This window comes from Streptomyces sp. NPDC002513, assembly GCF_053595355.1.
Window position 1 is genome coordinate 1 of the sequence record NZ_JBSFXK010000020.1, and the last position, 13,897, is coordinate 13,897.

Genomic DNA, 13,897 nt, shown 5'->3' on the forward strand with positions numbered 1-13,897 from the left:
CCCCGCCTCGGCCGATCAGCACCCCGCGCCACCAAACGCAGCACCCCCGGCTACCGCACCCTCCGCCCCGACGAGCCACCCACCAGCCGCGTCACACACGACATCCACATCCACCGCCTCGACCCCGAGGAGAAGATCAACGCCGAGCTGCAAAAGGCCGCTTAGGAAGCGACGTTGGGCTGTCATGTGGGCGCCGCCTCGTTCAGTTCCGTCCGCTAGGCGACGGCGAAGAAATCGGGTTGGACGCCTGCTCAACGCGGAAAACTCGCCGATACCAGTCCAGGCCGTCTTCCAGGTGGGCGACAGTGAAGGAAAGGTGGCGAATACCCGCGATCGTTGGCCCGGCGCCATGAGCCATAGTTCAATTCCCATCGTTTTCTGTGGAGACCGGCATTTAGCCTGGATACTCACGTCGCCCCCTGTAACAGGGTCAATCCGGGAGCTTCATTCTGCACCTCTGCTGCGTCCAGTCGAGTGGTCCGCGACGGCGCCGCTGCGGGCAGCACGCGCCAGAAGGCGCTCCAGGGTCGCGTGTGAGGGTGGCCGTCGGCGTGACGGGGTCGGCTTCCTGCACCCACAGGGGGTCACGGCCGGCGAGCTTGTGCACGGTTGACGGTGAGGCGTCGAGTCCTTGACCGTCGATCGTGATCGTCCGGTCGGGGAACTCGACTCGTGCGTGGCACCGCAGGTTGTTCGACGAACACGCCGCTTTCCCCGTGGAACTCACAGTCGCGGCTTGACACGCCAGGCGTCTGAGGTGTCTTTCTCGGTCCGGCAGCCGCCATCTGGTGTTGTATGCGACTCGCCCGCCTCACCACGTAGGGCATGGTCTTAAGACTGTGCGAGACAGATCAATGAGTAATTCGATGTGCGAGTGGGCGTCATACGCGGATCTCTGAGTAACCTCTCGGCTTGACCGCCATCGATTCAGGGCTACGCTGATCTGGCACCTTGACGTCGGCTCCCCGCTTTCCGCGCCGGAGACTCCCGTTCGGGTTCGCGCCGCCGCCCGGATACGGCAATCGCGGCGGCTATGGTCGACGCCTTGCGCACGATCCTTACCGTTCTCAGTGGCCTAAAAGGCCGATTTCACCTTGTACGCCGAGGAAGTGAAAGCACATGACGGCCATTGGGATCTTGAAATTTGGCGAGGGCAGACTGGCCATCGCAGTGGCGGTGCTCTCCGCCGTGACCGTGGTACCGGCTCACACCGCAGACGACCTCGGCAGGGCCCCGGGGGGCCAGAAGCCGACCGTGGTGCTCGTACACGGAGCATTCGCCGACGGGTCCAGCTGGAACGGAGTGGTGCAGCGCCTGCAGCGGGACGGCTACCAGGTCATCGCCCCGCCCAACACGCTGCGCGGCATACCCCAGGACTCGACGTACCTGAACAGCCTCCTGAAGACCATCAAGGGGCCGATCGTCCTCGTCGGACACTCCTACGGCGGCGAGGTGATCTCGCAGGCGGCCGCCGGACTCGACAACGTCAGGGCACTGGTGTACGTCAACGCGATCATGCCGGACAAGGGTGAGTCGTTCGCCGGCCTCTCCGGCAAGTTCCCGGCCACCCCGATCACCAAGGCGTTCAAACAAGTGCCGTTCCGCAACGGTGACGGCACCACGGGCACGGACGTGTACATCCAGGCCGCCGAGCTCCACGCGACCTTCGCTCAGGACCTCCCGCAGCAGCAGGCGTCAGTCATGGCGGCGACGCAACGCCCGATCGCGCAGTCGGCGTTCACCGACAAGCTCACCGCAGCGGCCTGGCGGGACAAACCGGTCTACGTGCTCATCGGCAGGCAGGACCGGGCCATAGACCCGAGCCTCGAGCGGTACGAGGCCAAACGCGCACACGCGCGCAGGACGGTGGAGATCAACTCCTCGCACGTGTCCCTGGTCTCCCACCCCCAGGCGGTCACGGATCTCATCGTGAGCGCCGCCCGCGACTCCGGTCACCGGTAGGCGAACGGGCAGCACCCCGAGCTCACGCGGCGAGGGGCCTCCCACACACCGGAGGCCCCTCGCCGACGTACCCGCTCGACCTACGTGCACGTACCCGGAAGCACCAGGGCGGGAGTTGAGGAGCCGGCCGCGGCCACCCACGACGCTACGAGTTCCACCTCAGTGAGGTTTTGAAGTGTGCGGCCTTGCCCGCGTAGCGACGGTGGAGGCGGTGGCATCCGGTGCCGGCGTCCGGCCGCGTGATGGAGTACCCGGCGAGCCTGGGGTGGACTCACCCTTGCGTCGGCAGGAAGGCAGGGCCCGGGCAGCCCCGCGCCGCGGGCGCGGGCCGGTCCACCGGCTCGGCGCACGATGGGCCGGCCCGTCCGCTCCGGGAGGCCTACGCGGGCAACTGAACGGCTGGTCAGTACAGTGTGCGCATGACCATCGATCGGAACGCTCCCCTCATGACGCTCGTCTGGACCGACCATGTCACCGGCCGGCGCGGCTACCTCGTCGTCGACCGGCTCGTCCGCGGGGTCGCCAGCGGCGGGCTGCGGATGCGGCCGGGCTGCACGCTGGACGAGGTCGCCGGGCTGGCCCGCGGCATGACCATGAAGGAGGCGCTCCACTACAACCCCGAGAGCCGCTACGTCCCGTTGGGTGGCGCCAAGGGCGGTATCGACTGCGATCCCCGGGCCCCGGAGGCGTACGACGTCCTCGTACGCTATCTGCGCGCCATGAAGCCGTACGTCGAGAGCGTCTGGACCACCGGCGAGGACCTGGGGCTCACCCAGGATCTGGTGGACCGGGCGGCGGCCGAGGTGGGGCTCGTGTCGTCGGTGCAGGCGGTGTATCCGCTGCTCGACGACGAGGCGGCGGCGCGCCGCCGCCTCGCTGACGCGTTCGCGGTCGAGGTGGACGGGATCGGGCTGGACGGGCTGGTCGGCGGGTGCGGGGTCGCCGAGTCCGTCCTCACCGCCCTGGACCGGGCCGAAGTGCCCTACGCGGGAACGCGCGTGGCCGTGCAGGGGTTCGGCACCATGGGCGGGGCCACGGCGCGTTTCCTGGCGCGGGCCGGCCTCGCGGTCGTCGCCGTCGCCGACATCAAGGGCACGATCGCCCATCCGGACGGGCTCGACGTGGAGGCGCTGCTCGCGGCGCGCGACGCGTACGGGACGGTGGACCGGGCGGCGTTGCGCCCCGACGACCGGGAACTGCCGGACGACGCCTGGCTGTCGGCTGAGGCGGAGGTGCTCGTACCGGCGGCGGTGTCGTACGCGGTCGACACGGTGAACCAGGTACGGATCGGCGCTCGGTGGATCGTCGAGGCGGCCAACATGCCGGTGCTGCCGGAGGCGGAGGAGCTGCTCGCGGCGCGCGGGGTGACCGTGCTGCCGGACGTGGTGGTCAACTCCGGGACGAACGCCTGGTGGTGGTGGACGCTGTTCGGCGACGTCGAGGCGGACGCGGACGAGGCGTTCGCGTACACGCGGCGGGCGATGCGGGAGCTGGTCGGCCGGATGCTCGACCGCGCGGAGGCGGACGGGACGAGTCCGCGAGCGGCCGCGCACGCCCTCGTAGCGGACCGGCTGCCGGTGATCGCGGAACGGTTCGGGTGGTACCGGTGACGAGGGTTCGGCTGAGTGTGGCCGAGCGGCGCGAGGAACTGCTCCGGGCCGCCGTCGGTCAGATCGAGGCGCGGGGCGTGGCGGCGGTGCGGATCGCCGATGTCGCCTCGGCCCTCGGGGTGAGCAACGCGCTGGTGCTGTACCACTTCTCGACCAAGGAGAAGCTGGTCGCGGAGGCCTTCGCCTACGCCGCCGAGGGCGACCTGGCCCATCTGCGCAAGCTGCTCGGGCGCCGTACGCCGGCGCTGCGCCGACTGCGGACGGCGGTGCGCTGGTACGCGCCGACCGGGCAGGCCAAGGGCTGGCGGCTGTGGATCGAGGGCTGGGCGGCGGCGCTGCGCGAGCCCGCGCTGCGGGAGGTCGCGCGGTACCTCGACCGGCAGTGGAAGGCCGCGATCACCGAGGTCGTGGCGGAGGGGGTGGCCGCGGGCGAGCTCCGCTGCCCCGACCCGGCGGCCACGGCGCTGCGGCTGACCGCGCTGCTCGACGGGCTGGCCGTGCAGATGACGGTGTACGGGGGCACGGTCTCACGGGCGCGCGCCCAGGAGTGGGTGGACGAAGCGCTCGCGCGCGAACTCGGCGTGGAGCGCGAGGAGTTGACGACGACGCGGAACTGACCTGCCCCTGCCTGCCAGGACCGTTCCACCGCGGAGGCCCACGGCCTGCGCACCGTACGGAGGCCCTGCACGACCCGCACCCCTCACAGAGGCCGGATGCCGGGGCCCGAGCCGAACCGGTGGCCGACTGGGGCCGGTGCGGCGATCCGCACCGGCCCGCCTGCCCGATCCGCACCAGACCGGCTCCGCGATCCACACCAGACCGACTCCGTGATCCGCACCGGGCCAACTGCGCGATCCATACCAGACCGCCTGCCTGTTCGGAACCGGACCGCCCACCTGCCCCGGACCGGCGCCCCAGAACGCGGCCCCGACCGCCCCGCCCATGCGATCCGGTTCAAACCGCCTGCGCGATCCGCATCTTGATGTCCTCCGGCGACAGAGCGCCCTTCGCCACCACGCGGTCCCCGGAGGACTCTCCGCGCAGCCGGCGCCCGATCCACGGGACCAGGTGCTCCCGCGCCCAGTGGATGTCGTCGCGCCGTACCTCGAACGTGCCGCGCGGCGGCATCGGCGGCCATGGCTGGTCCGGGTCGGCCGGGACCTCGATGCCGAGCACCTGGCCCGCCCGCAGGGCGACCCGGGTGTGTCCCTCGGGCGAGAGATGGAGGCGGTCGTCGTCCCAGGCGCGCCGGTCCTGCACGGTCTTCAGGGACCACAGGTCGAGCACCGGGCAGCCGTACCGGTCGGCGATGGCCCGGACATGCCCGTTGTACGTGGCGATCTTGCCGCGCAGATGCTTGAGCACGGGCACGCCACGGGTGTCGAAGCCGGTGGTGACCATGACGGTACCGACGGCCGAGGTGAGGTCGGCGACGGCGCGCTCGAAGCGCTCGGCGACCTCGTCGGGGTCGGTGCCGGGCCGGATGATGTCATTGCCGCCCGCGCAGAAGGAGACCAAGTCCGGGGCCATTTCCAGGGCCATGGGGATCTGGTCCGCGACGATCTGGTCGAGCAGTTTGCCGCGGACGGCGAGGTTCGTGTATCGGAAGTCGCCCTCGGGACAGCGGTCGGCGAGGAGCACCGCGAACCGGTCGGCCCACCCGACGAACTGTCCGTCGGGCCCCAGGTCGCCGACGCCCTCGGTGAAGCTGTCCCCCACCGCCACGTACGACCCGATCACTGATCTTTTGTCATTCTTCGAATCGTCTGCCACGTCGCACCATGATTCCCCTCCGGTGTGAGCTACGCGACCGCAAGAAAGGGTTGACGGACGGTGAGATAAACCACTCGACGCATTGGGGCCAATCCGGAATAAGCCTCTGAACAGGGATGTTGAGCGGCCCCGCCCTGGGCCGGCAGGCTCAGACGCGGTGCAGGCGGATGACCGTCGCGTCGAAGTCGCCGTGCAGTCCGGTCCGCAGACCGTGGTGCAGCAGCACGGCACCCCGGTGTGTTTCTCCTGTTTCGCGGCATTCGTATGTGGCCGTGGGATCGAGACCCCGAAGCCGCAGCGGCGCGACCGGCTCACCGTGGTGCTGCGCCTGGAGCAGGGCGAGGACGACGGTCTCGTCACCGAGGACGTACTGGACCGCGCTGAGGCCTCCCTCCGGAGGCCGCAGCCGGTAGAGGTCTCCGCGCTGCACCACAGGGCGGATCTCCTTGTAGAGGCCCACCCAGTCCCGGGCTTCGGCCAGCTCCTCCTCGGTCCACTCCGCCAGGTCGCCGCCGACACCGAGCACCCCGGCCATGGCGCTCACGAACCGGAAGCGCAGCGCGCTGACCCGCCCGTTGAGCTGGGTGTTGGGACTGTCGGTGACCCAGGCGGCCATGACCCGGGCCGGATGGATCTGGCTGAAGCCGTGCTGGATGGCGAGCCGGTCGAGCGGGTCGGTGTTGTCGGAGGTCCACACCTGGTCCGTACGGCTCATGATGCCGAGGTCGACGCGTCCGCCGCCGCCCGAGCAGGACTCGAAGGCGACCTGGGGGTGCGCGGCCCGCAGCCGGTCCAACAGGCCGTAGAGCGCTCGCACATGGTCGACCCACAGCCGCTGCGGGTACGCGTCACCGGGCCAGCCCGCGTCGGTGAAGCACCGGTTGAAGTCCCACTTCACATAGTCGATCGGGGCGCTGGTGAGGAGCGCGTCCAGCTGCTCCCACAGGTACTCCTGGACGTCCTCGCGCGCCAGGTTGAGCACGAGCTGGTTGCGGAACTCCGTGCGCCGCCGTCCCGGCTGGTACTGCACCCAGTCGGGGTGGGCGCGATAGAGGTCGCTGTCCGCGTTGACCATCTCGGGCTCGACCCAGATGCCGAACTGCATCCCGAGGGCGTGCACCTCGTCGGCGAGCGGCTTCAGTCCGTTCGGGAAGCGGTCGGGGTTGGGGGTCCAGTCGCCGAGTCCGGCCCGGTCGCTGGTGCGCGCCCCGAACCAGCCGTCGTCGATCACGAACAGCTCGACGCCCATCGCCGCGGCCCGCTGCGCCAGCGCCCGCTGCTGCTCCTCGGCGATGCCGAATCCGGTCGCCTCCCAGGAGTTGTAGAGCACGGGCCTGTCCCGGTCCGCGTCCGGGATGACATGGGCCCGCTGGTAGGCGTGCCAGGCACGGCTCGCGCCGCCGAAACCGCCCTCGCTCCACAGTCCGGCGAAGACGGGGGTGGTGTACGTCTCCCCCGCCGCCAGCCGCAGCAGGCCCGAGTCGTCGTAGCCGGCCCCGCCGGTGATCTGCACCCGTGCGTCGGGGAGTTGGGCGACGGCGAGCCGCCAACTGCCCGACCAGGCCAGCGCGCAGCCGTAGACCTCGCCGCGCTCCTCGGTGGCGTCCGTGTCGAGCGCGACCCACGGAAGGTGCTGGTGCCCGGTGTGGCCGCGGCGGCTGCCGATGACCTTCTCGCCGTAGGTGAGGCCGGACCGGACGAGCCGGGACTCGGCCGCCCACCGGCCGTGCAGCTGCGACAGCCGCCAGCCCGCACGCTCGGGCACGGTCCAGGTGGCCGAGTCGGCGCGCAGGAGTTCCACCGGGGTGGCGCCATCGTTGGCGAGGGTCACCCAGCGCTCGACGACATCGCCGCGCATGCGGTAGTGAAGGGTGATCAGCAGCCCTGTGTCGCTGAACCGCAGCCGCAGTTCCTCTCCGTCGGTCTCGTACGCCTCGAAGACCCACTCGGTGCCCCGGCGCTCCTCGGTGCGGACGGACAGGGCGGGACGGACGAACCGGGGGCCGCCCTCGACCGGGTACTCCTCGCGGCCGTCCAGTGGGGACTCGAAGGGCCGGTAGCGGGGGGCGGGCAGGGCGGCGAGGGCCTCCGCGTCGGCGAGGGCGATACGCGGGCCCCAGTGCAGATGCAGCAGTTCGTCGCCGTCGGTGAGCCGCAACGCATAGCTGCTCCCGGGCCCCGACAGCAGCCAGGTACGACCGTCAGCGCCGATCTCCAACATACAAGCCCTCACAGATCCGAACAGGTGCGACCAGTGCTCAACATCATCGGGCCCGAGGTGTCTCGCGGGCAACGGAATGCGGTCCGGATCCGGCCGGGCGCCCCGTCCGCGTTGATGGCGTGATCGGCCGATGTCGTATCGTCGAGGCGCGGCCCGTCGACGAGCAGCGTCGACGGACGGATGGGAGGAGCCCCCGTGACCCAGCAGGTCCCGTCTACCGAGCCCGAGCTGACCGGAGTGCGCAACTTCCGTGACCTGGGCGGCCTGCCGACCGCGGACGGGCGGCGCGTACGGCACGGAGTGCTCTTCCGCAGCGGCCACCTCGCACACGCGACGGAGCAGGACGCGGCGTTCCTCGCCTCTCTCGGTCTGCACACGGTCTTCGACTTCCGCAACGCGGCGGACATGAAGCTGGAGGGGCCGGACGTCGAACTGGCGGGCGTGCGCAACCTCAACCTTCCGCTGACGGACCCGGCGGACGGCGCCGAGTTCTGGAAGATGGTCCGCGACGGTGACCTGGAGCAGTTGCGTGAGCTGTGCTCCGACGACAAGGCCGCGAACCGCATGATCGCCTCGTACCGCACGATCATCCGGGAGCGCACGGCCGAGCACTCCCAGGTGCTGCGCGCGCTGGCCGAGGACAGCGTGCCCGCGCTGATGCACTGCGCCGCCGGCAAGGACCGCGCGGGCCTGTCGATCGCGGTGACGCTCCTCGCCCTCGGGGTCGAACGGGACGCGATCGCCGCGGACTATCTGGAGTCCAACGCCAAGCACCGCCGGTACAAGGTGTACCGCAACGGCTCCTCGCCCGACACGTACTCGCCCGAGGTGATGGAGCTGCTCAGCCCCCTCTTCGACGCACGGGCCGAGTACCTGGCGGCGGCGCTCGAGACCGTCGAGGAGACCTGGGGCGGCGTGGACGCCTATCTGGAGCGGGGGCTCGGTGTGACTCCGCAGCTGCGGGAGCGGCTGCGCGGGCGGCTGCTGGACTGAGCGGACCGGCCGCCGGACGGGAGAGGACCGGGCCCCGCCGGTCCGGTCCTACTTCGCGCCCACCTCGAACAGCAGGTAGATGAAGCCGGCGAGCAGGTGACCGACCGCGATGTAGACGACCAGCCGTATCCACAGGGCACGCGGCAACTTGTCTTCGATGTCGGTCATGGCGTTTCTCCAGGGTGCGGGCCGAGGCAGAGCGCGGCGAGCGGGCTCTGCAGCAGGGTGTGGACGAAGAGCAGGTCGGTTCCGCCGTGGTCGGCGGCCGCCAGACGGTGCGGGGTCAGCGAGTCGAAGTGGGCGCTGTCCCCCGGGTCGAGCACGTGCGCGGTGTCGCCGAGGCGCAGGCGCAGCCGTCCCTTGAGGACGTAGAGCCACTCCTCGCCGGGGTGGACGCGCACGATGTCGCCCTGGGTCCCGTACGGGACGTGGACCCGGAGGGCCTGCATGCCGCGTCCGGGCGCGCCGGCCTGCCAGTACGTCCAGCCGCCCGCCCGGGTCGGCTCCATGGCGGGGGCGCGCACGATGGCGTCCCGGTCGGCGACGGTCTCGCCGAGCAGTTCGGAGACTGTCGTACCGTAGACACGGGCGAGCGCGAGCAGCATCGGCAGCGACGGCTGGCGCTGTCCGGTCTCCAGCCGGGACAGGTGTGCGGGCGAGAGCCCGGCGGCGCGGGCCGCGGCCTCCAGGGTGAGCGAGGCGCGGCGGCGCAGCGCACGGAGCTGCGGCGCGACGGCGGGCAGGTCGTCGCCGGGGCCGGACTCGTTCTCGGGAGAGCTCATGCTCTCCATTGAGCCGCAGCTTTGCCTCTGCGGCAAATTCCTTGCCTCAGAGGCAAAACTCTTCCGCGGTCGTGCCTAGCGGTTCGCCACCGCCTGCTTGATCAGCGTCTTTCCGAAGTCCCACATCAGCCCGCCGCCGTGCGCGTCGTCCATCACGGCGGTGAAGGCGTCCACGAACCGGTCCACGTCCTGCTCGTCGATGATCAGCGGCGGGATCAGCTTGATCACCTCCAGGTGGTCGCCGGAGACCTGGGTGAGGATCCGGTGCCGTTGCAGCAGCGGGGCGACGACCATCTGCGCGAACAGGCCCTTGCGGGCCGCCTGGAGCATGGTCCACCGTCCGCGCAGTCTGAGCGAGCTGGGCCGGCCGAACTCGATGCCGATCATCAGGCCCCGGCCGCGTACCTCGCTGAGCATCTCGTACTTGTCCACGAGCGCCGCGAGCCGGGACTTCAGCTGCTCGCCGACGGCCCGGGCACCCGCGACGGTCTGCTCGTTCTCCATGACGGTGAGCACGGCGAGCCCGGCCGCCATCGCCTGGGCGTTGGACCCGAAGCTCGCCGAGTGCACGAGCACCCGGTCCATGGACGAGTAGACCTTCTTGAAGATCCACTCCTTGCCGAGGGTGGCGCCGACCGGCACATAGCCGCCCGAGAGCATCTTCGCCACACACACCAGGTCCGGGGCGACGCCGTCCTCGTGCTGGTAGGCGTAGAAGTCCCCGGTCCGGCCGAGCCCGGTCTGCACCTCGTCGGCGATGAGCAGAGCCTTGTGCCGGTGGAGCAGCTCCTGGGCGGCCCGCAGATAGCCGGGCGGGGCCTCGTGGACGCCCTTGCCCTGGATCGGCTCGACGATGAGGGCCGCCACGTCCCCCTTCCCCAACTCCCGGGCCAGGGCGTCGAGGTCGCCGAGCGGGACCGGCGTGTCGGGCAGCAGGGGGGCGAAGCCGTCGCGGAACCCGGACTCGCCGTTCACCGACAGGGACCCGGTGGTCAGCCCGTGGAAGGCATGGGTGCAGTACAGGATCCGCGGTCGGCCGGTGGCGTACCGGGCGAACTTCAGCGCGGTCTCGACCGCCTCCGTCCCGCTGTTGCCGAAGAACACCCGGTCCAGGTGGGGACTGTGCGCCAGCAGCTTCTCCGCCAGGAGCCCGGGCAGCGGCTGGCAGTCGAAGCGGGTGAGGTCGGCGAGCTGCGCGTCCAGGACGTCGTGCAGCGCCTTGCGCACCACGGGGTGGTGGCGGCCCAGGCCCATCACCCCGAAGCCGGAAAGCATGTCCAGGTAGTCGTTGCCGTCCTCGTCCCAGAAATGGGCACCCTCGGCCCGCTCGTAGACCTTGTCGAAGCCGATGGTGTGGAGCATGCGCGGGAGCTGGTGGTTGAGGTACCTGGCGTGCAGCTCGTAGCGCTCGGCCCCGCGCTCGGCGAGGAGCGCGCCGAGGTCGAACTCCCCGCCGCCGGAAGGGATGGTCATTCCTGTGTCTCCTTGGACAGCTCATCCTTGGCGGCCAGGCTGGCGCTGATCCGCCCCGCGATCTCGACGGGCGTGAGGCCGATGTCGGCGAGCACCTCGGCGCGCTTGGCGTGCTCGAGGAACTGCTCCGGGATCCCGAACCTGCGTACGGGGACGTCGACATCGGCGTCGCCGAGCGCCAGCGCGACCGCGGATCCGACACCGGCGGAGCGGCTGTTGTCCTCGACGACCGCGACGAGCCGGTGGCCGGCGGCCAGGTCCGGCAGGGACGGGTCGACGGGCTTGACCCAGCGCGGGTCGACGACCGTGCAGCCGATGCCGCGGGCCTCGAGCAGTTCGGCGGCCTGCAGACAGACGGGCGCCATCACACCGACGGCGACCAGCAGCACCTCGGGCCGCTGGGAGCGGTACAGCACGTCCAAGCCGCCCACCCGGTCCACCGCTGGGATCGCCGGGCCCACCGACTCCTTCGGGAAGCGGATCAGGGTCGGCGCGTCGTCGACCGCCACCGCCTCCCGCAGCTGTGCCCGCAGCTGGTCGGCATCGCGCGGAGCGGCGATCCTCAGGCCCGGTACGACCTGGAGGACCGACATGTCCCACATGCCGTTGTGCGACGCTCCGTCGACGCCCGTGACCCCGGCCCGGTCCAGGACGAAGGTGACGCCGCAGCGGTGCAGGGCGACGTCCATGAGGAGCTGGTCGAAGGCCCGGTTGAGGAAGGTCGCGTAGACGGCGACGACGGGGTGCAGTCCGCCGGTCGCGAGTCCGGCCGCGGACACCGCCGCGTGCTGCTCGGCTATGCCGACGTCCCACACCCGGTCGGGGAACCGCTCAGCGAACTTGGCCAGGCCCACGGGGTGCAGCATGGCGGCCGTGATGGCGACGACGTCCTCGCGCTCCTCACCGATCCGAGCGATCTCGTCGCCGAACACCGACGTCCATGAGGGGCCACCGGAGGGCTTCAGCGGCTCGCAGGTGCGCGGGTCCATCACGCCGACGCTGTGGAAGCGGTCCTCCTCGTGGGCGAGCGCGGGCTCGTAGCCGCGGCCCTTCTCGGTCAGGCAGTGGATCAGCACCGGCCCGTGGAACCGCTTCGCGCGGCGCAGCGCCGACTCGACGGCCCGGATGTCGTGTCCGTCGATGGGCCCCATGTACTTCAGGCCCAGGTCCTCGAAGAGTCCCTGGGGCGCGAACGCGTCCTTGAAGCCCTTCTTCGCGCCGTGCAGGGCCTCGTAGGCGATGGTGCCGACGACGGGCGTGCGCTGGAGCACGTCCTTGCCCCAGGCCAGCGCCTTCTCATAGCCGTCCGTCGTACGCAGGGTGGCGAGGTGGTTGGCGAGACCGCCGGTCGTGGGCGCGTACGAGCGCTCGTTGTCGTTGACGATGATGATCAGCGGGCGGTCCTTGGCGGCGGCGATGTTGTTGAGCGCCTCCCAGGCCATGCCGCCAGTGAGGGCTCCGTCGCCGATGACCGCGACGACATGCCCCTTCTCCCCCTGTACGTCGCGGGCCTTGGCAAGCCCGTCGGCCCAGCCGAGCGCGGTGGAGGCGTGGCTGTTCTCGATGATGTCGTGCTCGGACTCCTCGCGCGAGGGGTAGCCGGACAGGCCCCCCTTGCTGCGCAGCTTCGAGAAGTCCTGACGTCCTGTCAGTAGTTTGTGTACATAGCTCTGGTGGCCGGTGTCCCACAGGATGCGGTCGACCGGTGACTCGAAGGCCCGGTGGAGCGCGATGGAGAGTTCCACCACCCCCAGATTGGGCCCCAGATGCCCCCCCGTCCTGGCGACCGCGTCGATCAGGAACTCCCTGATCTCCTCGGCCAGTTGCCTCAGTTCCGCCTCGGACAGCGCCTTCAGGTCACGTGGTCCCCGGATGTTCTCCAGAATCGTCACGCTCGGGCCCCCTCTCACATCCGTGCTGTTCAGCTCACGCTGACGGCCGGTTCTCCAACCCCGGCGCCGTCTTTCTCCATCTGCTCGGCGAGCTTCATGGCCTCCTCGATCAGGGTCTCCACGATCTTCGACTCGGGCACGGTCTTGATGACCTCGCCCTTGACGAAGATCTGACCCTTGCCGTTGCCGGAGGCGACACCGAGGTCGGCCTCACGGGCCTCGCCCGGACCGTTCACGACACAGCCCATGACCGCGACCCGCAGCGGCACCTCCATACCGGTCAGGCCCGCCGTGACCTCCTCGGCCAGCGTGTACACATCCACCTGCGCGCGCCCGCAGGACGGGCAGGAGACGATCTCCAGACCCCGCTGGCGCAGGTTCAGCGACTCCAGGATCTGGATGCCGACCTTGACCTCCTCGACCGGAGGCGCGGACAGCGAGACGCGGATGGTGTCGCCGATGCCCTGCGACAGCAGCGCGCCGAAGGCGACCGCCGACTTGATCGTGCCCTGGAACGCCGGGCCCGCCTCCGTGACGCCCAGGTGCAGCGGGTACTCGCACTGGGCCGCCAGCTGGCGGTACGCCTCGATCATCACGACCGGGTCGTTGTGCTTGACGGAGATCTTGATGTCCCGGAAGTCGTGCTCCTCGAAGAGGGAGGCCTCCCACAGCGCCGACTCCACCAGCGCCTCCGGGGTGGCCTTGCCGTACTTCTGGAGCAGGCGCCGGTCCAGCGAACCCGCGTTCACGCCGATGCGGATCGGCGTGCCGTGGTCCCTGGCCGCCTTCGCGATCTCCCTGACCTTGTCGTCGAACTGCTTGATGTTGCCCGGGTTCACCCGGACGGCCGCACAGCCCGCCTCGATCGCCGCGAAGACGTACTTCGGCTGGAAGTGAATGTCCGCGATCACCGGGATCTGCGACTTCCGCGCGATCGTGGCCAGCGCGTCCGCGTCGTCCTGCGTCGGACACGCCACCCGCACGATCTGGCAGCCCGACGCCGTCAGCTCCGCGATCTGCTGCAACGTGGCACCGATGTCCGACGTACGCGTCGTCGTCATCGACTGCACCGACACCGGGGCACCGCCCCCGACCGCCACCGACCCGACGGTGATCCGCCGCGACACGCGTCGCTCGGCGATCGGCCGGGCCGGCACCTCGGGGATGCCCAAGGAAACGGCGGTCATGGCC

At 70.4% G+C, this 13,897-nt stretch carries 11 protein-coding genes; 4 read left to right on the forward strand and 7 right to left on the reverse strand.

All coding sequences use genetic code 11. The annotated features are described in order from the left end of the window. The first annotated feature begins 1,119 nt into the window (after window positions 1-1,119). The 3 genes from ACWD5Q_RS15870 (at window position 1,120) to ACWD5Q_RS15880 (ending at window position 4,189) form a co-directional block, all read left to right on the forward strand. Window positions 1,120-1,962 carry an alpha/beta fold hydrolase gene (locus tag ACWD5Q_RS15870; RefSeq protein WP_451427572.1) on the forward strand — a complete coding sequence of 281 codons (843 nt, stop codon included), beginning with the start codon at window positions 1,120-1,122 and terminating at the stop codon, window positions 1,960-1,962. 419 nt (window positions 1,963-2,381) lie between these two features. Beyond that, window positions 2,382-3,572 carry a Glu/Leu/Phe/Val dehydrogenase dimerization domain-containing protein gene (locus ACWD5Q_RS15875; protein ID WP_451427573.1) on the forward strand — a complete coding sequence of 397 codons (1,191 nt, stop codon included), beginning with the start codon at window positions 2,382-2,384 and terminating at the stop codon, window positions 3,570-3,572. Further along, window positions 3,569-4,189, forward strand: a complete 621-nt coding sequence (locus tag ACWD5Q_RS15880; protein WP_451427574.1) for a TetR/AcrR family transcriptional regulator — start codon at window positions 3,569-3,571, stop codon at window positions 4,187-4,189. Before ACWD5Q_RS15875 ends, ACWD5Q_RS15880 begins: the two co-directional genes overlap by 4 nt. Window positions 4,190-4,526: 337 nt before the next feature. Here the strand turns inward: ACWD5Q_RS15880 and ACWD5Q_RS15885 are convergent, their stop codons facing one another. Next, window positions 4,527-5,312, reverse strand: coding sequence for an SGNH/GDSL hydrolase family protein (locus tag ACWD5Q_RS15885; RefSeq protein ID WP_451427657.1), 786 nt, complete (start codon window positions 5,310-5,312; stop codon window positions 4,527-4,529). A gap of 181 nt (window positions 5,313-5,493) precedes the next feature. After that, on the reverse strand, window positions 5,494-7,566 hold the full coding sequence (locus tag ACWD5Q_RS15890; RefSeq protein WP_451427575.1) for an alpha-galactosidase: 2,073 nt from the start codon (window positions 7,564-7,566) through the stop codon (window positions 5,494-5,496). 195 nt (window positions 7,567-7,761) lie between these two features. On the opposite strand from ACWD5Q_RS15890, the gene ACWD5Q_RS15895 reads away from it, so the two are divergent. Further along, window positions 7,762-8,559: a tyrosine-protein phosphatase gene (locus ACWD5Q_RS15895; protein WP_451427576.1), complete on the forward strand. Its 798-nt coding sequence runs from the start codon at window positions 7,762-7,764 to the stop codon at window positions 8,557-8,559. 48 nt (window positions 8,560-8,607) lie between these two features. Here ACWD5Q_RS15895 and ACWD5Q_RS15900 read toward each other — a convergent pair whose 3' ends face one another. The 5 genes from ACWD5Q_RS15900 to ispG form a co-directional block, all read right to left on the reverse strand. Next, window positions 8,608-8,727: a DUF6126 family protein gene (locus ACWD5Q_RS15900; protein WP_451427577.1), complete on the reverse strand. Its 120-nt coding sequence runs from the start codon at window positions 8,725-8,727 to the stop codon at window positions 8,608-8,610. Further along, on the reverse strand, window positions 8,724-9,341 hold the full coding sequence (locus ACWD5Q_RS15905; RefSeq protein ID WP_451427578.1) for a helix-turn-helix domain-containing protein: 618 nt from the start codon (window positions 9,339-9,341) through the stop codon (window positions 8,724-8,726). The genes ACWD5Q_RS15900 and ACWD5Q_RS15905 overlap by 4 nt, the downstream gene beginning before the upstream one ends. Before the next feature lie 75 nt (window positions 9,342-9,416). Next, window positions 9,417-10,814 (reverse strand): aspartate aminotransferase family protein, encoded by a 1,398-nt coding sequence (locus ACWD5Q_RS15910; RefSeq protein WP_451427579.1) that lies wholly within the window; start codon window positions 10,812-10,814, stop codon window positions 9,417-9,419. Continuing rightward, the gene (gene dxs / locus ACWD5Q_RS15915) at window positions 10,811-12,706 is read right to left on the reverse strand and encodes a 1-deoxy-D-xylulose-5-phosphate synthase (RefSeq protein ID WP_451427580.1); all 1,896 of its coding nucleotides are present in this window, start codon (window positions 12,704-12,706) and stop codon (window positions 10,811-10,813) included. The genes ACWD5Q_RS15910 and dxs overlap by 4 nt, the downstream gene beginning before the upstream one ends. 29 nt (window positions 12,707-12,735) lie before the next feature. Further along, the gene (gene ispG / locus ACWD5Q_RS15920) at window positions 12,736-13,893 is read right to left on the reverse strand and encodes a flavodoxin-dependent (E)-4-hydroxy-3-methylbut-2-enyl-diphosphate synthase (protein ID WP_451427581.1); all 1,158 of its coding nucleotides are present in this window, start codon (window positions 13,891-13,893) and stop codon (window positions 12,736-12,738) included. Between the last annotated feature and the right edge of the window lie 4 nt (window positions 13,894-13,897).